The sequence below is a fragment of the Gluconacetobacter azotocaptans genome, assembly GCF_014174355.1.
GTDB lineage: Bacteria > Pseudomonadota > Alphaproteobacteria > Acetobacterales > Acetobacteraceae > Gluconacetobacter > Gluconacetobacter azotocaptans.
Map to the genome: position 1 here is coordinate 13184 of NZ_JABEQF010000015.1, position 19475 is coordinate 32658.

The 19475-nt window shown below is 70.0% G+C and carries 20 protein-coding genes and 1 other RNA gene; 16 read left to right on the top strand and 5 right to left on the bottom strand.

The window, feature by feature from the left end; translation table 11 throughout:
- Positions 1 to 8 precede the first annotated feature (8 nt).
- Positions 9 to 1115 (bottom strand): lysine-2,3-aminomutase-like protein, encoded by a 1107-nt coding sequence (locus HLH34_RS15430; protein WP_183120464.1) that lies wholly within the window; start codon positions 1113 to 1115, stop codon positions 9 to 11.
- Between the two features lie 47 nt (positions 1116 to 1162).
- Between HLH34_RS15430 and epmA the strand changes: the two genes are divergently transcribed.
- The 3 genes from epmA (at position 1163) to HLH34_RS15445 (ending at position 3480) form a co-directional block, all read left to right on the top strand.
- Positions 1163 to 2191: an EF-P lysine aminoacylase EpmA gene (epmA, locus tag HLH34_RS15435; RefSeq protein ID WP_183120465.1), complete on the top strand. Its 1029-nt coding sequence runs from the start codon at positions 1163 to 1165 to the stop codon at positions 2189 to 2191.
- Between the two features lie 95 nt (positions 2192 to 2286).
- Complete coding sequence (locus HLH34_RS15440; protein ID WP_183120466.1) at positions 2287 to 2697, top strand: hypothetical protein; 411 nt, start codon at positions 2287 to 2289, stop codon at positions 2695 to 2697.
- A gap of 48 nt (positions 2698 to 2745) precedes the next feature.
- Entirely contained in the window at positions 2746 to 3480 is a 735-nt protein-coding gene (locus tag HLH34_RS15445; protein WP_204738290.1) for a fasciclin domain-containing protein, read from the top strand.
- 65 nt (positions 3481 to 3545) lie between these two features.
- Here HLH34_RS15445 and thiE read toward each other — a convergent pair whose 3' ends face one another.
- Positions 3546 to 4172, bottom strand: a complete 627-nt coding sequence (gene thiE, locus HLH34_RS15450; protein WP_183120468.1) for a thiamine phosphate synthase — start codon at positions 4170 to 4172, stop codon at positions 3546 to 3548.
- A gap of 10 nt (positions 4173 to 4182) precedes the next feature.
- On the bottom strand, positions 4183 to 4659 hold the full coding sequence (locus HLH34_RS15455; RefSeq protein ID WP_183120469.1) for a hypothetical protein: 477 nt from the start codon (positions 4657 to 4659) through the stop codon (positions 4183 to 4185).
- 66 nt (positions 4660 to 4725) lie between these two features.
- On the opposite strand from HLH34_RS15455, the gene HLH34_RS15460 reads away from it, so the two are divergent.
- The 5 genes from HLH34_RS15460 (at position 4726) to HLH34_RS15480 (ending at position 6939) form a co-directional block, all read left to right on the top strand.
- Entirely contained in the window at positions 4726 to 4986 is a 261-nt protein-coding gene (locus HLH34_RS15460) for a hypothetical protein (RefSeq protein ID WP_183120470.1), read from the top strand.
- A 3-nt stretch (positions 4987 to 4989) separates the two neighbouring features.
- Positions 4990 to 5331 carry a cell division protein ZapA gene (locus tag HLH34_RS15465; protein WP_183120471.1) on the top strand — a complete coding sequence of 114 codons (342 nt, stop codon included), beginning with the start codon at positions 4990 to 4992 and terminating at the stop codon, positions 5329 to 5331.
- 9 nt (positions 5332 to 5340) lie between these two features.
- Positions 5341 to 5497, top strand: a non-coding RNA gene (gene ssrS, locus HLH34_RS15470) — 6S RNA.
- Entirely contained in the window at positions 5484 to 6086 is a 603-nt protein-coding gene (locus tag HLH34_RS15475; protein WP_183120472.1) for a 5-formyltetrahydrofolate cyclo-ligase, read from the top strand. The genes ssrS and HLH34_RS15475 overlap by 14 nt, the downstream gene beginning before the upstream one ends.
- A 37-nt stretch (positions 6087 to 6123) precedes the next feature.
- On the top strand, positions 6124 to 6939 hold the full coding sequence (locus HLH34_RS15480) for a TIGR00282 family metallophosphoesterase (RefSeq protein WP_183120473.1): 816 nt from the start codon (positions 6124 to 6126) through the stop codon (positions 6937 to 6939).
- Between the two features lie 29 nt (positions 6940 to 6968).
- Here HLH34_RS15480 and HLH34_RS15485 read toward each other — a convergent pair whose 3' ends face one another.
- Positions 6969 to 8066 carry an Mrp/NBP35 family ATP-binding protein gene (locus tag HLH34_RS15485; protein WP_183120474.1) on the bottom strand — a complete coding sequence of 366 codons (1098 nt, stop codon included), beginning with the start codon at positions 8064 to 8066 and terminating at the stop codon, positions 6969 to 6971.
- Positions 8067 to 8303: 237 nt separating this feature from the next.
- Here HLH34_RS15485 and HLH34_RS15490 point away from each other — a divergent pair, with 237 nt between their 5' ends.
- The 5 genes from HLH34_RS15490 to HLH34_RS15510 all read left to right on the top strand — a co-directional run bounded on the left by HLH34_RS15490 (position 8304) and on the right by HLH34_RS15510 (position 14628).
- Positions 8304 to 9527 (top strand): OpgC family protein, encoded by a 1224-nt coding sequence (locus HLH34_RS15490; protein ID WP_183120475.1) that lies wholly within the window; start codon positions 8304 to 8306, stop codon positions 9525 to 9527.
- Positions 9524 to 10189 carry an SGNH/GDSL hydrolase family protein gene (locus tag HLH34_RS15495; RefSeq protein WP_183120476.1) on the top strand — a complete coding sequence of 222 codons (666 nt, stop codon included), beginning with the start codon at positions 9524 to 9526 and terminating at the stop codon, positions 10187 to 10189. Before HLH34_RS15490 ends, HLH34_RS15495 begins: the two co-directional genes overlap by 4 nt.
- A gap of 100 nt (positions 10190 to 10289) precedes the next feature.
- The gene (locus HLH34_RS15500; RefSeq protein WP_244959998.1) at positions 10290 to 11882 is read left to right on the top strand and encodes a DegQ family serine endoprotease; all 1593 of its coding nucleotides are present in this window, start codon (positions 10290 to 10292) and stop codon (positions 11880 to 11882) included.
- A gap of 4 nt (positions 11883 to 11886) precedes the next feature.
- Positions 11887 to 13062, top strand: a complete 1176-nt coding sequence (locus tag HLH34_RS15505) for an FUSC family protein (protein ID WP_183120477.1) — start codon at positions 11887 to 11889, stop codon at positions 13060 to 13062.
- A gap of 102 nt (positions 13063 to 13164) precedes the next feature.
- Positions 13165 to 14628 (top strand): mannitol dehydrogenase family protein, encoded by a 1464-nt coding sequence (locus HLH34_RS15510; RefSeq protein ID WP_183120478.1) that lies wholly within the window; start codon positions 13165 to 13167, stop codon positions 14626 to 14628.
- Between the two features lie 64 nt (positions 14629 to 14692).
- Here the strand turns inward: HLH34_RS15510 and HLH34_RS15515 are convergent, their stop codons facing one another.
- Positions 14693 to 15211: a GNAT family N-acetyltransferase gene (locus tag HLH34_RS15515; protein ID WP_183120479.1), complete on the bottom strand. Its 519-nt coding sequence runs from the start codon at positions 15209 to 15211 to the stop codon at positions 14693 to 14695.
- A gap of 90 nt (positions 15212 to 15301) precedes the next feature.
- Here HLH34_RS15515 and HLH34_RS15520 point away from each other — a divergent pair, with 90 nt between their 5' ends.
- The 3 genes from HLH34_RS15520 (at position 15302) to mdoH (ending at position 19450) form a co-directional block, all read left to right on the top strand.
- On the top strand, positions 15302 to 15652 hold the full coding sequence (locus HLH34_RS15520) for a winged helix-turn-helix domain-containing protein (protein WP_373318597.1): 351 nt from the start codon (positions 15302 to 15304) through the stop codon (positions 15650 to 15652).
- Between the two features lie 109 nt (positions 15653 to 15761).
- Complete coding sequence (locus tag HLH34_RS15525) at positions 15762 to 17309, top strand: glucan biosynthesis protein (protein WP_183120480.1); 1548 nt, start codon at positions 15762 to 15764, stop codon at positions 17307 to 17309.
- Complete coding sequence (gene mdoH / locus HLH34_RS15530; protein WP_183120481.1) at positions 17297 to 19450, top strand: glucans biosynthesis glucosyltransferase MdoH; 2154 nt, start codon at positions 17297 to 17299, stop codon at positions 19448 to 19450. The genes HLH34_RS15525 and mdoH overlap by 13 nt, the downstream gene beginning before the upstream one ends.
- The last annotated feature ends 25 nt before the right edge of the window (positions 19451 to 19475 follow it).

Below are 19475 nucleotides of genomic sequence, written 5' to 3' on the forward strand. Positions count from 1 at the left end.
GCGGGCTTCTAGCCCTCTCGCGCGCCGAGGGCAAGGTTGGGGGCGGATTCAGCGTCGAGTTTGTGCAGACCGCCCGCCGGATCGCGGACGGCCAGGCCGTCGGCGTCGGGCTCCAGATAGTCCGGGCCAAGCGGCACCTTGCCGTGGCCGCCGGGGATATCCAGCGTGTAGGTGGGCCATGCCAGCCCGGTGACGCGGCCGCGCAGGCCCGCCAGCAGGCGCCGGCCCTCGGCGATCGGGACATGGAAATGTGCGGTGCCGGGCGCAGGGTCCAGCTGATGCAGGTAATACGGCTTGACCCGGGCCTCGACCATGGCGCGGAACAGGCCTTCCAGCGCCTCGGTGCTGTCGTTGACGCCCCGCAGCAGGACGGACTGGCCCAGCACCGGAATGGCCCGGGCCTGGATGCGGCGCAGGGCGGCGCGGGCCGGGGGCGTGAATTCGCGCGCGTGGTTGGCGTGGACCACCAGCCACATCGCCCGGTCGGTTTCCAGCGCATCGGCCAGTTCGTCGGTGATCCGGTCGGGGTCGGCGACGGGTACGCGGCTGTGCACGCGGATGGTGGTGACGTGGGGGATGTCGCCCAGCGCCCGCACGATCCCGCCCAGCCGGCGCGGCGACAGCATCAGCGGGTCGCCGCCCGTCAGGATCACCTCGCGGATCGCCGGGTGGGTGCGCAGCCAGTCCAATGCGCGGGCCAGGGCGTCGTCGTCCAGCACCCCGCCATCGGGGCCGACATGTTCGCGCCGGAAGCAGAACCGGCAGTACAGAGGGCAGATCAGCAGGGGCTTGAGCAGCGCGCGGTCGGCATAGCGATGCACGATACCGGGCACGGGCGACAGCGCGTCGTCGCCGATCGGGTCGGCGCGTTCGTGCGGTGCGGTCAGCAGTTCCGCCGCGTCGGGTATGACCTGCCGGCCGATCGGGTCGTCGGGGGCCTGGATCAGATCGTGAAAGGCCGGCGGGATCGCCGTGGCGTAGCGCCGGGCCACGTCCTCCAGCACCGGGACGGCCCCGGGCGGAACCAGCCCGGCGTCGAGCAGGTCGGGGACGCGGCGCAGCGTCCGCCGCGCCGGGCCGGAAATGATGTCGGGAAGGTTGACCGATCGTGTCATCGGCTGGCTCTACTCTGCCGGTTTTCGTCCTGCAACAGGAGTCGCGCATGACCGACAGGAACAACCCTGGCCGGCCCAGCCGCCCCCGCGATCCCGACCGGATCGCCGAACGTCTGGCGCTGCTGCGGCGGCGGGCGCTGGTGGCGCGGGGGGTGCGGGCGTTCTTCGACGCGCGCGGCTATCTGGAGGTCGAAACCCCCTGCGCCGTGCCGACACCGGGCGAGGAGGTGCATCTGCAGGTCTTCCGGACCGAGCGCGAGCATCCCGACGGGACGCGCCAGCCCCTGTTCCTGCAGACCAGTCCCGAATTCGCGATGAAGCGCATCGTCGCGGCGACCGGCCTGCCGGTGTTCCAACTGGCCCGCGTCTGGCGCAATGCCGAGGGCAGCAATCTGCATGCCCCGGAATTCACCATGCTGGAATGGTACCGTCCCGGCGCCGACCTGGCCGCCCTGATGGACGAGACCGAGGCGCTGCTGCGGGCCGTGCTGCCGCCGGCCCTGCGCCGCGCGGGGCAGGACATCCGGATCGACGAACCGTTCGCGCGCCTGACGATGGCCGAGGCGTTCGCCCGCCATGCCGGCCTCGACCTGCTGCCGACCGAGGGTGACGCCGCCGCCCTGGCCCAGGCCGCCGGATGCGCGCTGCGCGAGGACGAGAGCTGGGAAGATTTGTTCTTCCGCCTGCTGATGGAACGCGTGGAACCCGCGATCGCCCGCGACCGGCCGACTTTCCTGACCCACTGGCCGGCCAGCCAGGCGGCCCTGGCACGGCGCGACCCGTCCGATCCGCGCGTCGCCCTGCGGTTCGAACTCTATGCCGGGGGCATGGAGCTGGCGAACGCGTTCGAGGAGCTGACCGATCCGATGGAGCAGCGGCGGCGGTTCGAGGCCGACCGCGCCCGGCGCGCGGAGCTGTATGGCGCCGACCCCGACAGGACATGGCCGATGGACGAGGCGCTGCTGGGGGCTCTGGACGACCTGCCGGCCTGCGCGGGCATCGCGCTGGGCTTCGACCGTCTGGTCATGCTGGCCGCAAGTACGTTACGGATAGGCGACGTCTTATGGATGGGGTGAATTTTTTGTAACGTTCCCGCTTGGGCTTATTCAAGGCGGAGTATGTTCAGATTAACTGGTTTTCAATTTCTTTCTCCTATGTCGGTATCGCAGTCATGAAATACGCGTCAATCTTGCCATTGGCCGCCTTGCTCGCCCTGACGGCGTGCGAGGTTCCGTCGCCTCAGCAGAGGCAACTGCTCAATTCGATGGTCGGACGTGACGAGGTGGATGTGATCCGCACGTTCGGCGTGCCGACCCGCGCTTACGAGGCGCAGGGCCATGTCTTCCTCGCCTATATCGACAGCCAGACCAGCTACTCGCCCGGCAGCATGGGCTGGGGTTGGGGTTGGGGTGGCGGCGGCTGGGGTGGTCCCGGTTGGGGCGGCGGCTGGGGTGGTCCCGGCTGGGGTGGCGGCTGGGGCGGCGGATTCCCGCCCAGCTATTACATCAGCAGCTGCCAGACGACGTTCGAGGTCATCGCCGGCAAGGTGTCGGGCTGGACGATGCGCGGCGACGGCTGCTGACACACGGGCACCGGCGACGACGGCCGCCCGCCACGAAGGAAGACGGGCATGGGCGGCTGCGGCGCCGGACGAATGGGTTGGGATGACATGGCGCGGGGAAGGGGCCGGATTTTCGGCCTGATCCTCGCGGGCTCGCTGATGGGTATGGGGGGCTGCGGCGGCCCGGATCGGGTTCAGGACCCCTTGCTGGTTCGCGGCAGTACCGAGGCGGTGAATATTCCGACCGTTTCCGTCGAGCGGACCTATGCTCCGGCGCAGGCCGAGGGGCGCCCCGACAGTATCGTGGCCTATGGCGCGCCGGATACCCCGGTCTATCGCGACCGCCCGCTGGACGAGAACTTGCGCGGCAGCGTGGAACTGGCGGATTACGTGCGGGGGCTCGACCGCGCGGGCCTGCTGCCGCTGCTGCGGCAGGCGGGGCCGTTCACGGTGTTCGCCGTGCCCAACGACCCGATGGAAGATCTGGTGCCGGGCCGGTCGGGCGGCATGCCGGCCCTGCCGCTGGCCACCCTGCGCCGGACCCTGGGCTATACCCTGGTGCGCGGCACCTACCCCGAGCCGGTGCTGCGCGCGATGATCGCGGCGGCGCCGGGCCACCGGGTGGGCCTGCGGACGGTCGATGGTGCACTTCTGCTGGTCTGGGCCGAGGCCGCGACCGGGGAGTTGCTGCTGGGGAACGGCGCCGGACAGGTCAACCGATTGTGGGTGATGGGCGTGCCGCAATCCAACGGCGTGCTGTACCTGACGCAATCGGTCCTCGCGCCGCCCGCGTCACCGTCATAAAGTTCTGGGTTTCCAAAGGGCTTCGCCCTTTGGTGGGGCAAGGGCAACGTCCTTGCCTTCTCCGATCAGGCGGCCGCGATGGCGGCGTTCATGGCGCGCACGCCGGCCGCCGGACCGTCGGGATGCGACCAGACGGCGCTGATCACTGCCAGGAAATCCGCGCCCGCCCGGACCAGCGGGGCGCAATTGTCGGCGGTGATGCCGCCGATCGCCACCACCGGCAGTTCCATCATCGTCGTCCACCAGGCCAGCAGGTCGATGTCGGCCCGCACGTCGGTGTCCTTCGAGGACGACGGGAAGAATGCCCCGAAGGCCACGTAATCCGCCCCGGCCTCGCCCGCGCGCATCGCCATGTCGCGGCTGTCGTAGCACGACACCCCCAGTTGCAGGTCGTCGCCCAGCAGGGCGCGGGCCTGGGCGGCCCCCATGTCGTCCATGCCGACATGCGCGCCGTCGCATCCGCCACGGCGGGCCAGGTCGGGGCGGTCGTTCAGAATGAAGGCGATGTCGCGCTCCTGCGCCACCGGGCGCAGGATGTCGATGGCGCGCAGAATCGCGTCGTCGGACGCGTCCTTCAGCCGAAGCTGCACGGCGGCGACAGGCCCCGCGTCCAGGGCGCGGGCCAGTTCGGGCGCAAGCGCGGCCGGATCGAACGCGGGCGGGGTGACGAGGTAGAGCTGGCAGTCGGTCATCGTGCGCCGATCATACGGCGGGACGCGGCAATGTGACAGGTGCATTCGCCGAAGCATCATCGGGTGGGGCGGCGCCGCTCAGTACGGCCCGCAGCCGCTCGGGCGACGGGAGGGAGTCGAGGTGCACGCTGTCCGGCCGGCCGACCAGGCATGTGGCGCCCAGTGAGTCCGCCAGAAGGCGCACCGTCGCCAATTGGGGGCAGGCGGGGGAGATGACGATATGGCGCAGCCCAAGGCGCAGGGCCTCGGCCGCGCGGCCCGCCGCCGGCCCGCAGTCGAGGAACGCGGGCAGGCCCGCCTCCAGGTTTGCACCGGTGTCCGCGATCAGCGCCCGCCACCACGCCGGCCCCATGGTGCAGCCGGCGTCGGGTGGCGACAGCAGCACCCACTGTCCCGTATTTTCCCCACCCAGCGCGTCCAGCACGGCGCGGAGCTGAAGCGCGGAACCCACGGTCACGGCGCGCGGCGAGGATATCGCGTGGATCATCGCTTGACGTTGAACCGCGCGCGCGCGATTTCTTCAAGAGGATCATGATGGGCGGGAAGCACGTACGTGGCGCATTCTGAGGGGGCGACCGGTCTGGGCGTCGGGGCCGTCGAGCCCGCCGATCGGCTGGAACAGGCGCTGAACCGCATTGCCTTCGCGCTCGATCGCGGGCGGCCCGACCCTGTGGCCGCGCCGGCGGCCGACACGCAGGCGGTTGATCTGCATGCCCTGGCGGCCAACATCGACATCCTGATCGCCCGTATCCGCGACGTGATCGGCGACGATGTTCTGCAGCAGGACGGGCCCCCGCATGACGAGGATCGGTGACGCATGGCGCAGGTGACGGTTCGCATCAACGGCTATTCCTACGTCGTCGGCTGCAAGGACGGGCAGGAACGCCATCTGCAGGCCATGGCGCAGGAGGTCGAACGCCGGATCGAGCGCATCCGCGCCATCGGCGGGCAGAGCGGCGAGTCCCGCATCCTGGCTCTGGCGGCCCTGCTGATGGCGGACGAGATCCATGACCTGTCGGCCGAGAAGATGCCCGAGGACACCTCGCGGCAACTGACGGAGGCCCGTCAGGCCCGGGTCGAGAACGACCGCCGCCGCGAACAGCTGGCCCTTCTGGTCGAACGTGCCGAAAGCATTGCGGCGGCGCTGGAACGTGACTAGATTACAGGGGCGGGGCTGCCGGACTTGTCAGGCAACTCAACCCCTGGGCCGATAAGCACTTCCTTAGGGAGCTGGCTCTGACGTGATCCTGGTCATGTTACCTGGCGCCCACCTGCACTTGCAGGTCCGGGAGGGCTGAAAGACCAACGGTCATGGTGGCTCCGCACGTTTCTTCCCCCGAATGCGATCCCCCTGTCCTGGCGGCGGCCAAGGCCGAATTGCGCCGGCGCCTGATGGCCGGTCGCGCCCATCCGGCGGGGGCGGCGCATGCGCACGAGACGCTGTCCCGGCGGATGCTGGGCTGCGTCCGCGACGCCGTGCCGGCGGGGGCGGCGGTGGCCGCCGTCTGGCCGCTTCCCGGCGAAATCGACCTGCGGGCGCTGTGCGCGCGCCTGCATGATCATGGTTATCAGGTCCTGCTGCCCGAAACGCCGCCGCGCGGGCAGCCCCTGCGCTTCCGCCTGTGGCATCCCGGCGCCCGGATGGTGCCGGGCCGGTTCCGCACCGCCCACCCCGACGGGCCGGCCGCCCGGCCCGATTTCGTGTTCGTGCCCCTGCTGGCCTTTGACAGGCGGGGGTTCCGGCTGGGATACGGGGGCGGGTATTACGACCGCACGCTGGCCGACCTGTCGCCGGTGCCGGCGATGGGGTACGGGCTGGCGGCGCAGGAAGTGCCCGAGGTGCCGACGGGGCGCCATGACATCCCGCTGCCGGTCGTGGTGACCGAGCGGGAAACGATCCGCTGCGGCGCCTGATGCCTGCGCGGGCATAAGGACAAGGAAAGGCCGGGGTTTGCGGATTCTGTTTCTGGGCGACATCGTGGGGCGCACGGGGCGCGACGCCGTCATCGCGCATCTGCCCGATCTGCGCCGCACGCTGCGCCTCGACCTGGTGGTGGTGAACGGCGAGAATGCCAGCCATGGCTTCGGCCTGTCACCTTCCATCGCCCGCGACCTGATGGAGGCCGGGGCCGACGTCATCACCCTGGGCAACCACAGCTGGGATCGCAAGGACCTGATCGGCTATATCGACCAGGAACCCCGGATCATCCGGCCGGCCAACTACCCCCCCGGCACGCCGGGCCAGGGCAGCGTGGTGGTCACGCTGGTGGACGGGCGGCGCGCGCTGGTCGTCAATGTCATGGGCCGCCAGTTCATGGACGCGCTGGACGATCCATTCCGCGCGGCGACCGACATCCTGTCGCGCCATCGGCTGGGGGTGACGGTGCAGGCCGCGGTGGTCGACATCCACGCCGAGGCGTCGAGCGAGAAATGGGCGATGGGCCACGTGCTGGACGGGCGGGTGTCGCTGGTCATCGGCACCCATACCCATACCCCTACCGCCGATCACCGGATCCTGTCGGGTGGCACCGCGTTCCAGACCGACGCGGGGATGTGCGGCGATTATGACAGCGTGATCGGCATGGCCAAGGACGCCGCGATCGCGCGGTTCCTGCGCCGCATGCCCGGCGAGCGCCTTCAGCCGGCCGAGGGCGAGGCCAGCCTGGCCGGCATGATGGTGGAAACCGACGACGCGACCGGGCTGGCCCGCCGGATGGCGCCGCTGCGCGTGGGGGGGAAGCTGGCCCCCACCACGCCCGATTTCTAGGAGGCCGTGTCCGGCCTGCTTCGGAATCCTTATTTCGTCAGGCGACGCACGGTGGCGGCGAGGGTGTGGGCCAGGGCGCGGTAGGCCTGGCCGCCGGGGCTGTCGGGGGCGCTGATGACGATAGGGGCGCCGCTGTCGGCGCTGGCGCGGATGTCGGCCAGCAGCGGGATCTCGCCCAGAAAGGGCACGCCCAGCTTGCCGGCTTCGGCCCGGGCGCCGCCATGGCCGAACAGTTCGGTCCGGTGGCCGCAGTTCGGGCAGCAGAAATAGGACATGTTCTCGACGATCCCCAGGACGGGGACGTTCATCTTCTCGAACATCGTCACGCCGCGCCGCGCGTCCAGCAGGGCGATGTCCTGCGGCGTGGACACGACAATCGCCCCGGCCAGCGACACTTTCTGTGCCAGCGTCAGCTGCGCGTCGCCGGTGCCGGGCGGCATGTCCACCACCAGCACGTCCAGCGTGCCCCAGTCGACATCGCCCAGCAGCTGGCCCAGCGCGCCCATCACCATGGGGCCGCGCCAGATCATGGCCTGCTTCTCGTCCACCAGCAGACCGATGGACATGGCGCGGATGCCCCAGGCGTCCAGCGGCGTCATGCGTCCGTCATGGACCTCCGGCGGGTGGTCGATCCCCATCATCCGTGGCAGCGAGGGGCCGTGGATGTCGGCGTCCAGCAGGCCGACACGCAATCCCTCCATGCCCAGTCCCACCGCCAGATTGACGGCGGTGGTCGATTTGCCGACCCCGCCCTTGCCCGACGCCACGGCGATGACCACCCCCACGCCCGGCAGCAGCGGTGCGCCGGGCGCCCGCGCGGCCGGGCCGCCCAGGTTCAGCGGCCGGTGGCCGGCCGCCGGCGCGGGCGGGGCGGCGGGGCGATGCGCCGTCAGGATGATCGTGGCGGCGTCGATGCCGGGCAAGGCGTGCAGGGCGCGCTCGGCCTCGGGCAGCAGGGGCTGGATCCGGGCGGCGTCCGCGCGGTCGATCGCCAGCGCGACATGCAGCGTGCCGTCGCGCAGCGTCGCGCCATCCAGGGTCGCGGCGTCCAGCAGGCCGGCGCCCGTCGCCGGGTCGCGGACCTGCCGCAGGGCGTGCTCGATCGCGGCGCGGGCGGGTTCAGCCATGGTGGGTGTCCTTCCTGTGGGCCATTCCGGTGTGGGGGCGGCCGTTGCTGATCTGCAAAGGGGGCTGTCCGAGAGGGAGATAGGCTAAAAAATCCGCGCTGCAAATCGGCGGCTCCGGCATAGTGGCGGCGGCCGCGCAATGTAAGGAATCGCAACGGGGCTGGAGTCGCCCGATGTTCTGGCCCATGTGTGTCACAAGCCGGGGATACGGTGTCCCCCTGGAAGGAACCGGTTTAGATGACGTCATCCGCGTCCCGTTCGCCTGGGGATCCGGTGGCAGCGCGCGCCAGGCCCGGCGGGGGAACGCGCGACCACCGCGTCGACGCGCTGCGCGGCGTGGCCCTGCTGATGATGTTCGTGGACCATATTCCACAGAACGTCCTGAATCGCTTTACGCTGCGCAATGTCGGCTTCGCCGATGCGGCCGAAATTTTCGTGCTGCTGGCGGGCTATGCGTCGTGGCTGGCCTATGGGCGGAATTTCGACCGGGTGGGGCTGCGCGCGGGCGTCGACCGGGTACTGCGCCGCTGCGCCCGTCTGTACGTGTTCCAGGCCGTCATGGTGGTGGTCACGACGGCGACCATCCGCCGGTGGCGGCATTTCTGGCCGGTTCCGGTCGATTTTCTGGAACCCGAGCTGGCGCATGGGCTGAATTCGTTCTGGCGGGTCATGTTCCTCGACGCCCTGCCCAGCAACCTCAATATTCTGCCGCTCTATATCGTCCTGCTGCTGGCCTTCCCGCTGATCTACCTGCTGATCCGGCGGGGGCTGGTGCTGACGCTGATGCTCAGCGGCGGGCTGTGGGTGCTGATCAACGTCGATCCGACGATCAATTTCCCGAACTGGCTGGACCCGGATGGATGGTATTTCGACCCGCTGGCCTGGCAGTTCCTGTTCACGCTGGGGGCCTGCGCCGCCGTGCTGGCCGGCCGCCACGGCGGCAGCCTGCCGCGCGTGCACTGGCTGCGCGTGCTGTGCTGCGCCTATCTGGCGGTTTCGGCGCTGGAGGCGTTTCCCTGGTCGTTGTGGGGCCTGCCCGACCTGCGGCCCTTCGCCGTCGCCGCCCCGGACAAGAGCGTGCTGGCGCCACTGCGGCTGCTGGACGTGATGTCGATCTTCTACCTGGTGCAATCGTCGGTCGTGGCCCGGCGGGGGGCGGAGGGCCGGCTGGGCCAGGTGATGGCGCTGTTCGGCCGCCATTCGCTGGAGGTCTTTTCGGTCGGGACGGTTATCGACCTCTATGCGCGGCTGGTCTTCACCACGTTCGGCGACGGGTGGGGATTGCAGATCGCGGTAAATGTGATCGGTTTCGCGATCCTGTGGGGACTGGCGACGGTTCTCGACCGCCGCCGGGTACGGCAGAAAGAGGCTGCGGCCCGGGCGAAGCAGGCGGCCGCCGACCGCAGCGGCCCGGCCCTGTCCACGCCGGCGGCGCGCGCCGTCTTGGAGAACATGCATTGACGACCGACAGCCTTGCCTCCCCCATCCTGCCCCGCCTGACCGAGCGGCTGCGACGCGGACAACCCGTGCGGGTCACCCTGTTCGGGTCGTCCACCATCGAGGGGATCGGCGCCAGCAGCCCCGAACACGGGTTCGGCCCCCAGTTCGAACGCGGCCTGGCGCCTTTCGTTACCGGCGGCCTGACGGTGATCAACCGCGGAATCGGCGGCAACGGGGCGCGGGAGATGCATGACCGCCTGCCCGAGGTGCTGGCCGACGGGGCCGATCTGGTGCTGTGGCAGACCGGCAGCAACGACCCCTGGCAGGGCGTGCCGGTGGCGACTTACGGGGCGCTGACGCGCCAGGATCTGCTGGCGACGCGCGCCGCGGGCGCCGACCTGGCGCTGATCGATCCGCAATATTGCCGGATGCTGGAGGAATGCGCGGCCTTTCCGCCCTTCGTCGACGAGGTGCACCGGATTGGCGGCGAGCTGGGCATTCCGGTTTTCGCCCGCTATGCTCGGATGAAATCCTGGTGCGCCGAACTGGGCCTGTCGCGTGAGGACCTGTCGCCCGACGGGCTGCATATGGGCGACATGGGATATCGCCTGCTGGGCCAGGCGGTCGCGGCGTGGCTGGTGGAACTGACCGGGGCGCCGGCCGGCGCGTTCGTCCGCACCTGACCCGGGCGACAAAGCGGGCAAAACGGGATTGGGCGGTCGCGGGGGATGGTCTAGGATGTCGGCCTCGCGACGTTCTCCGTTTCAGGAAGCTGCCTGCCCGATGCCCCTGTCCGTTCCGGTTTTTTTCCGTCCGTTCGCCGTCGCCGGGCTGGCGTCGGTCCTGTCCCTGGCCGCGGGGGGCGCCGTCCGGGCGGAACCGGCGATGGTGCCGCACGCCGTTGTACCCGCGCCCGTAGCGCCCGCGCCTGGGGCGTCCGCCCCGGCCCGCCTGCCCGCGCCGGGGCGCGGCGCGCCCGACAGCTTCGCCGACCTGGCGGCGCGGCTGCTGCCGGCGGTGGTCAACGTCTCGACCACCGAGACGGTGAAGGTCGGCGATGCCGATGGCGGTGACGACGACGGCGGCGAGGACGCGCCGCAGATCCCGAATTTCCCGCAGGGTTCGCCGTTCGAGAAATTCTTTCACGACTTCATGAACCGCCAGAACGGCCCCGACGCCGCCCCGCGCAAGATGCAGGCGCTGGGGTCGGGCTTCATCGTCGATCCGTCGGGCATCATCGTCACCAACAACCATGTCATCCGCCATGCCGACCAGATCACGGTGACGTTGCAGGACAACACGGTGCTCAAGGCGCGGCTGCTGGGCCATGACGACCGCACCGACTTGGCGGTGCTGAAGGTCGACAGCCCGCACCCCCTGCCGGCGGTGACGTTCGGCGACAGCGACCATGCGCGGGTGGGCGACTGGGTGCTGGCGATCGGCAATCCGTTCGGCCTGTCCGGCACGGTGACGGCGGGCATCGTGTCCTCGCGCGGCCGCAATATCGAGCAGGGACCGTACGATGATTTCATCCAGACCGACGCGCCGATCAACAAGGGCAATTCCGGCGGCCCGCTGTTCGACATGCAGGGCCAGGTGATCGGCATCAACACCGCCATCTTCTCGCCGTCCGGCGGGTCGATCGGCATCGGCTTCTCCATTCCCTCGGCCGAGGCGCGGGGTATCATCGACCAGTTGCGCCGCACCGGAAAGGTGTCGCGCGGCTGGATCGGCGTGCGGATCCAGGACGTGACGCAGGAAATCGCGGACGGGCTGGGCCTGAAGGCCGCGCATGGCGCTCTGATCGCGGGCGTGGAGCCCAAGGGGCCGGCCGCGAGCGCGAAGCTGCAGACCGGCGACGTGATCCAGACCCTGGGCGGCAAGGATATCGACGGCCGCGCCCTGCCGCGCCTGATGGCGGACGTGCCGGCCGGGCAGGTGGTGAAGCTGGGTATCTGGCGGCATGGCCAGATCCTGACGGTGCCCGTGACGGTCGGCGCCCTGCCCGAGGACACGCCCGAGCCGCCGGCGCCCAAGCCCGAGGCCAAGGCGCAGGGCAGCATGGCGCTCAAGGGGCTGGGCTTCACCGTGGGGGCGATCGATGACGTCGCCCGCCAGAAATACAATTTGGCAGAAGGGCAGAAGGGCGTGGTCGTCACCGCGACGGCCGATGACGGCCCGGCCGCCGACCGGGGCCTGCGCGCCGGCGACGTGATCACCGAGGTCCAGCAGTCCGAGGTCGCATCCCCGGCCGACGTGCGCCGTCTGGTCGATGCGGCGCGGGCGCAGCATCGCCGGTCGGTGCTGTTCCTGGTGCAGAATGCCGACGGCCTGCGGTGGGTGCCGTTCCCGCTGGGCGGGGACAGCGGAAAATAACGCGATGATGGCGCCCGTGTCGCTGCATGCCGGCCGGTGGATGGCGGCCCTGCGCGCGATGCTGCCGCGCGGGCCGGACATCCGGCAGGCCGTGCGCCTGCTGGTGTCGGTGCTGCTGTCCGGCGTGCTGGCCAGGGCCGTGCATCTGCATGAACCGGTCTGGTCGCTGATTACCTCGGTCATCGTGACCCAGAGCCGGATCACCCAGACCCTGACCACCGGGCGGGACCAGATCGTCGGCACCCTGATCGGGGCCGGGGCCGGGGTATCGGCCATCATCCTGCTGCTGACGACGCCGTTGCCTACCTGGCTGGTGTTCTGGATGCTGCTGACCCCGCTGGCGCTGCTGGCGGCCGCGCGGCCCAACATGCGCTTCGCGGCCATCACACTGATGATCGTGCTGCTGTTTCCGGCACAGGGGGGCGACCCGTTCCTGCGGCCGCTGGACCGCATCGCCTCGATCATGATCGGCGTGCTGACGTCGCTGACGGTCTCGTTCTTCGTGCTGCACGACGAGGCCCGGCGTGACGTCCTGCGCACCGCCGCCCGCCTGGTGGGCGACATCGCCGACCTGCTGGACCGTGCCCTGCGCGGGCAACTGGACCACGATGCGATCGAGGCGGCGGACGAGGCTTGCCGCACCCATATACAGGACATCTATTCCGCGGTGGCCGAGGCGCAGGTCGAGCGGCTGGACGTTCTGCATCGCCGTCACGACCCGTTGCTGGACCAGTTGCCCGGGCTGCTGCGCCGGTTGCGGGGCAATGCGGTGTTCGCCGCCCGCGCGGCCAGCGAGGGCGAGACATTGGCCACCGGCGCCGCGCTGGACGCGGAACGGCACGCGCTTGGCCGCGTTCTGGCTCAACTGGCCCGCCGATGCGAGCGCGAAGCCCGGACCCGCCGGCGCAGGAGGCCCCCGACCATCGACGGGGCCGAGGCGATCCTGGTCGTCCTGCACGAACCCGGCCCGGACTGGAGCCCGGTCATGCAGTTCACGCTGGGGGTGCTGCATGCCGACATGGCGCGCGCGGTACGGGCTGTGTGGTCCGACGGCGCCGTGTCCGAAGCCGGCGAGCCTATCCCGCTTCTGCCGCCGGCCGCATCGCCGGCGTCGTCCGCATTGCCCGCCCCTTCCGCCGGCCACGCCGGCCGGGCGGCGGGCAGCCACCCGCGCGCCTGATCGCGCGGTACGGCGGGGCGGCCTCGGCCGTCCCGACAGCCCGGGGAAACGACGCGCGTCCCCCCGGTATGAGAACAGCACCCAGAAGGAGAATGAGGCGACATGATGAACCGGACAATTCTGGATAATCTGCCTGCCGGCGTTTCCGCACCGGGCTATGACCCGTCCGCGATCGGGACCGGAATCGTGCATTTCGGCGTCGGTAATTTCTTTCGCGCGCATGAGGCGTTCTATGTCGATCGCTGTCTGGCCCTGCCGGGCCAGCAGGGGTGGGGCATCGTGGGGGTCGGCCTGACCGACGGCGCGCGTTCCGCGGCCAAGGCCGACAGTTTCCGCGCGCAGGACTGCCTCTATTCCCTGACCGAGGCCGCGCCGGACGGCAGCCGTACGGTGCGGGTGATCGGGGCGCTGCGCGACTATCTGCTGGCGCCGGCCGACCCGGCCGCCGTGCTGGACCGGCTGTCGGACCCTGCGACGCGGATCGTCACCATGACGATTACCGAAGGCGGGTACAATATCGACGAAACCAACGGGACATTCCGCCTGGATACGCCGGCCGTGCGCGCCGACCTGGACGGCGATGGCCTGCCCACCACCATCTTCGGCTTCGTGGTCGAGGCCCTGGCCCGTCGCCGGGCGGCGGGGGCGGGGCCGTTCACCATCGTGTCGTGCGACAATCTGCGCCATAACGGCGATGTCGCCCGGACCGCCTTCCTGGGCTACGCTCAGGCCCGCGACCCCGCGCTTGCGGCGTGGATGGCGGAAAACGTCACCTTCCCCAACGGCATGGTCGACCGCATCACGCCCACGGTGGACCAGACGATCGCAGCAGGGCTGAACGCCGCCAGCGGGCTGGACGACGCCCTGCCCCTGGTGGCCGAGGATTTCACCCAGTGGGTGCTGGAGGATAAATTCTGCGCCGGCCGCCCGGCGCTGGAGCAGGTCGGCGTGGAGTTCGTCGACGACGTGACCGGCTACGAACAGGTGAAGGTGCGGATGCTCAATGCCTCGCACATCATGCTGGCCTTCTCGGGCATCCTGCTGGGCTACCGCCTTGTCCACGACACGCTGACCGATCCCGACCTGGCGCGGTTCGTCAACGCCTATCTGGAACAGGACGTGATCCCGCGCCTGACAGCGCCCGCCGGGCTGGACCCCGAGGCGTACCGGCGCAGCGTGCTCAGCCGCTTCTCGAACCCGGCGATGGCGGACCAGCTGCTGCGGATCGGCGGCGACGGGTCGTCCAAGGTGCAGGTCTACTGGACCGAAACGGTGCGCCGGGCCTTGGCGGCGGACGGCGACCTGTCGCGGATCGCCTTCGGCATCGCCGCCTATCTGGAAATGCTGCGCGGCGTGGACGAGGCCGGCGACAGCTACACCCCGTTCGAGCCGACGCTGAATGCGGCGCATATTGCGCTGGTGCGCGACGACGACCTGGCGGCGGCGCTGGCGCTGCCGGCCTTCGACGGCTGGCGCGACGTCCAGACGCCCGAACTGACCAACGCCATCGTCACCGCCCGTCGTGCCATCCGTGACAAAGGGGTACGCGCCGCTTTGCCGAAGTGATCGGTCGGGGAAGGACGGGTCGGGCCTGCCCGGTCCCGCCAGGGCCCGAGGCCCTGGCCTGCTGTCAGACCGGGCGCGTCATCAGTCGCGCGTCCGGGTCGTAGGTGGCCAAGATTTCCGCCGCCGCGGGTTCGTCCAGAACCATAAAGCCCGCCCGGACCCAGTATGGGGCGGCGGATCCGGTGGCCACCAGCGCCACGCGGTCCAGCCCTGACCGGGCGGCAAGTCCGGCGATCAGGGCCAGCGCGGCTCCTGCAGCCCCGCGTCCCCGTGCCCCGGGCAGCAGCGCGATATCGTGCAGGTACCAGCAATCGGGGCGGAGGGGCAGCGCCCCCAGCGCTGCGTCCAGCGCCGGGGGGGCCGCGCTGCGCCACGGGTGGCTCAGGACATAGCCGTGCAGCTTGTCCCCGCCGTCCAGCACCAGGCAACCCGGCGGACACAGCGCCAGGCGCTCGGTGAAGACCGCTTCGCCCTCGGGGTAGGCGGGATGCACCTGCGCGGCGATCTGCATGATGGCGGGCAGGTCACGCGGGGCCATGGCGCGCCAGCGGGCGGCGGCCGGCCGGGGTGGGGCAGGGGGCATGAAGGAAAAAACGCTCTCGACAGGCGGTTAGGCCGTCGAGCATAGCATTCTCGGCGCCGCGAGGGCAGAGGCACACAGATCGGGGGGGAGATGATGGCGGACCTGCGCCTGACCGTGCGGATCGACGCGAACGACCAGCCGCTGCTGGGCCACGGCAAGATCCGGCTGCTGGAGGCGATCGGGGAAACCGGGTCGATCTCGGCCGCCGCCCGGGCGATGGGCATGTCCTACCGGCGGGCGTGGCTGCTGGTCGAGGCTCTGAACGGCGCCTTCGCCAGCCCGCTGGTGGCGGCGCGGCCGGGCGGCGGCGGCGGTGCCGTCCTGTCCGAGGCTGGGGCCGAGGTCCTGCATCTGTACCGCGAGATCGAGCGCCGCTCGGCCGAGGGCGCGTCCTCCGCCCTGGGGGCCCTGGCGGCGCTCGCTGCCGTAAAAAGGCCATAGGACGCCGTCAGCGTGGTGCGATTGTCCGTCTCCTGGGATGGGCCTATTGTCATGACAAGACCATGAAACGACAGGACGGGCCGGATGACGCGGCGACCGGGGAGCAAGGATGTTCAGACGCGATCTCGTGAAAGCCGGTGCGGGTGTATCTCTGTTTTCACTGCTCGGCGGTGTCGCGCGGGCGAGGTCGGCCCGGGCGGCGGATGCGCCGGTCGCACCCTCGGCGGTGGGCGCGTTCGATGACAGCACGGTGCGGCAGATCGCCGAACGCCTGTCCCAGCACCCGTATCGCGCGCCCGACCAGACCCTGCCGGCGGCGATCGACAATCTGAATTTCGACCAGTACCGCGCGATCGCCTACCGGCCGGAACAGGCGCTGTGGCATGGGCAGAACCTGGAATTCGATGTCGAATTCTTTCCGCGCGGCTTTCTCTATCGCCCGCGCATCGAAATCTACGAGGTGACCGACGGCAAGTCGGCGGCGGTGCCGTACAACCCCGATCTGTTCACCTACGGCGACCCCAAACTGCGGGTGACGGACGATGTGGGCTTTGCCGGGCTGCGCCTGCGCTACGCCATCAACACCCCCGGCGTGATGGAGGAATGCTGCGTCTTTCTCGGGGCGTCCTATTTCCGGGCGGTGGCCAAGGGCCAGAATTACGGCCTGTCGGCGCGTGGTTTCGCCGACGGCACCGGCAACCCGAAGGGCGAGGAATTCGCGCTGTTCCGCGCCTACTGGCTGGAAAAGCCGCAGCCGGGCGTCGATTCCGTGGTGCTGCACGCGCTGCTGGACAGCCCGTCGGTGGCCGGCGCCTTCCGCTTCACCATCCGTCCGGGGGACATGACCACATTCGACGTGCAGTCCTACCTGTATCCGCGCACCGCGATCGCCGAGCCCGGCATCGCGCCGCTGACCGGCATGTTCTATTTCGATGCCAACGACCGCAACCACGTCGACGACTGGCGCCCGGCCGCCCATGACAGCGAGGCCCTGTCGATCTGGACCGGCAGCGACCAGCAGTTGTGGCGGCCGCTGCGCAACCCGCAGGATCTGCAATTCTCGGCCTTTGCCGACATTTCGGTGCGTGGATTTGGCCTGATGCAGCGCAAGCGCGCCTTCGCCGATTTCCAGGACCTGGCCCTGAACTATGAAAAGCGGCCGTCGCTGTGGATCGAACCGGTCGGCGACTGGGGCGCCGGCTCGGTCGATCTGGTGGAAATTCCCACGCCGAACGAGGTCAACGACAATATCGTGTCGTTCTGGCGCCCCAAGGGCGGGCTGGCGGCCGGGCACGAATATGCCTTCACCTATCGCATGTACTGGGGATGGGACACGCCCTGGCCCACCAAGCTGGCGCGTGTCGCGGCCACCCGCGTGGGTGCGGTGACCGACGACCCCGCCGCGCGGTTCTTCGACATCGATTTCACCGGCGCGCCGTTCGACAATCTGCCCGCCGACGCCAAATTCCATCTGGTGCCCAGCAGTTCGGCGGGAACGATCCGCAACGTCGTGGTCGAACCCAACCCCAACATCCATGGCTGGCGCACGACGTTCGAATTCGCCCCCGGCGACGCCAAGATCGCGGAACTGACCTGCGTTCTGGCCAATGACACCGGACCGGTTTCCGAACAATGGACCTACCGATGGACGCCCTAGAACCCGCCACGCGCGCATCCGGACCGGGCGTCTTCCGCGCCCTGCCCGACGAATCGCCCATGGGCATGGCGGTCCAGTCCCTGTCCGCCCCGCCCGACACGCACGGCCGCGGCCGCGTTCCGGTGACCGAACCGTCGATGATCGCGCTGCGGCGGCTGGCGGTCATCGGTTCGGCGTGCCTGCTGACCGGCTACGGCGCGTATGAAATGAACCGCGTGCTCAATTCGATGGGCGTGTCGATTCTGGGCGTGGTCCTGCTGGTGCTGTTCGTGCTGCTGTTCCAGTGGATCGCGCTGGCCTTCACCTCGGCGGTGGGCGGGTTCGTCTCGCTGCTGCGGCAGGGGGGAATGGGGCTGGGGGTGTCGCGCGACGGGCCGCTGCCCCCGCTGTCCACCCGTACCGCGCTGCTGATGCCGACCTATAACGAAAGCCCCGGCCGCGTGATGGCCGGGCTGCGGGCGATGTATGACAGTCTGGCGGCGACCGGTCGGCTGGAAGCGTTCGATTTCTTCATCCTGTCCGACACCACCAATCCGGATATCTGGGTCGAGGAAGAGGCCGCGTTCCTGGCGCTGCGCGAGGCGACGGGCGGGCACGACCGGATCTTCTACCGTCGCCGCCCCGTCAATACCGAACGCAAGGCCGGCAACATCGCCGAATGGGTGCGGCGCTTCGGCGGCGCCTATCCGCAGATGGTCACGCTGGATGCCGACAGCCTGATGGCGGGCGAGGCCGTGGTTCGCATCGCCGCCGCCATGGAACGCCATCCCGGCGTGGCGCTGATCCAGACCCTGCCGGAAATCGTCAACGGCACCACCCTGTTCGCGCGGATGCAGCAGTTCGCCGGCCGCGTCTATGGCCCGTTGATCGCGCACGGCATCGCCTGGTGGCACGGGGCGGAAGGCAATTACTGGGGCCATAACGCCATCATCCGCACCCGCGCCTTCGCCGAGCAGGCGGGCCTGCCGCATCTGCCGGGCCGCAAGCCGTTCGGCGGCCACATCCTCAGCCACGATTTCGTCGAGGCCGCCCTGATGCGGCGCGGCGGCTGGGCGATCCACATGGTGCCGGGCCTTGCCGGATCGTACGAGGAAAGCCCGCCGTCGCTGACCGATATCGCGATCCGCGACCGGCGCTGGTGCCAAGGCAATCTGCAGCACGCCAAGGTGGTGTCGACGCGCGGCCTGCACTGGGTCAGCCGCATGCACATGCTGATGGGGATCGGGTCGTACGTCACCTCGCCGATGTGGCTGGTGTTCCTGCTGGCCGGCATCCTGATCTCGCTGCAATCGCGGTTCGAGAAGCCGGAATATTTCGGCGATACCAAATCGCTGTATCCCCATTGGCCGCACGTCGATCCCGAACAGGCGAAATACGTGTTCATCGGCACGATGGCGATTCTGCTGGCGCCCAAGCTGATGGCGTATGTCGCCCTGCTGTTCGACCGCGTGTCGCGCCAGGGGTGCGGCGGCGCCGGGCGGGCGGCGGCATCGATCGTGGTGGAAACGCTGATCGGCGGGCTGATCGCCCCGGTGGCAATGCTGATCCAGACCTCGGGCGTGCTGTCGATCCTGATGGGCCAGGATTCCGGCTGGAACGCGCAGCGGCGCGACGATGGCGGGGTGCCGTTCGGCAACATCGTGCAGTCCTACTGGCGCTATACGCTGTTCGGCCTGGTGCTGGGCGGCTGCGCGTGGACCGTCTCGATCCCGCTGTTCCTGTGGATGACGCCCGTGCTGCTGGGGCTGGCATTCGCCATTCCCCTGGCGGCCCTGACCGGCAGCCGCGCGGTGGGCCAGGCCTTCCGCCGCGCCGGCCTGCTGCTGATCCCCGAGGAAACCGCGCCCCCCGACATCCTACGCCGTGCGGCGGCGGCCGTGGCCGCCCTGCCGCCGGCGCCACCCGCGGGTGACGGGGCGCATCTGCTGCTGGCCGACCCGGTGCTGATGGCGGCGCATCGCGCCATGCTGCCGCCGCCGCGCCGGCGCGGCGACCCGATCAACCCGGACCTGCTGGTCGGACTGGTGAAGCTGGAGGAAGGCACGGCGCGCGAGGCCGCGCTCCGGTCGCTGACCCGTGGCGAGAAGGCCGCGATTCTGGCCAGCCGCGACGGGCTGGACCGCCTGCGCGGGCTGGCCTGACGCAGAGCCCGTTCACAGGGGCTTT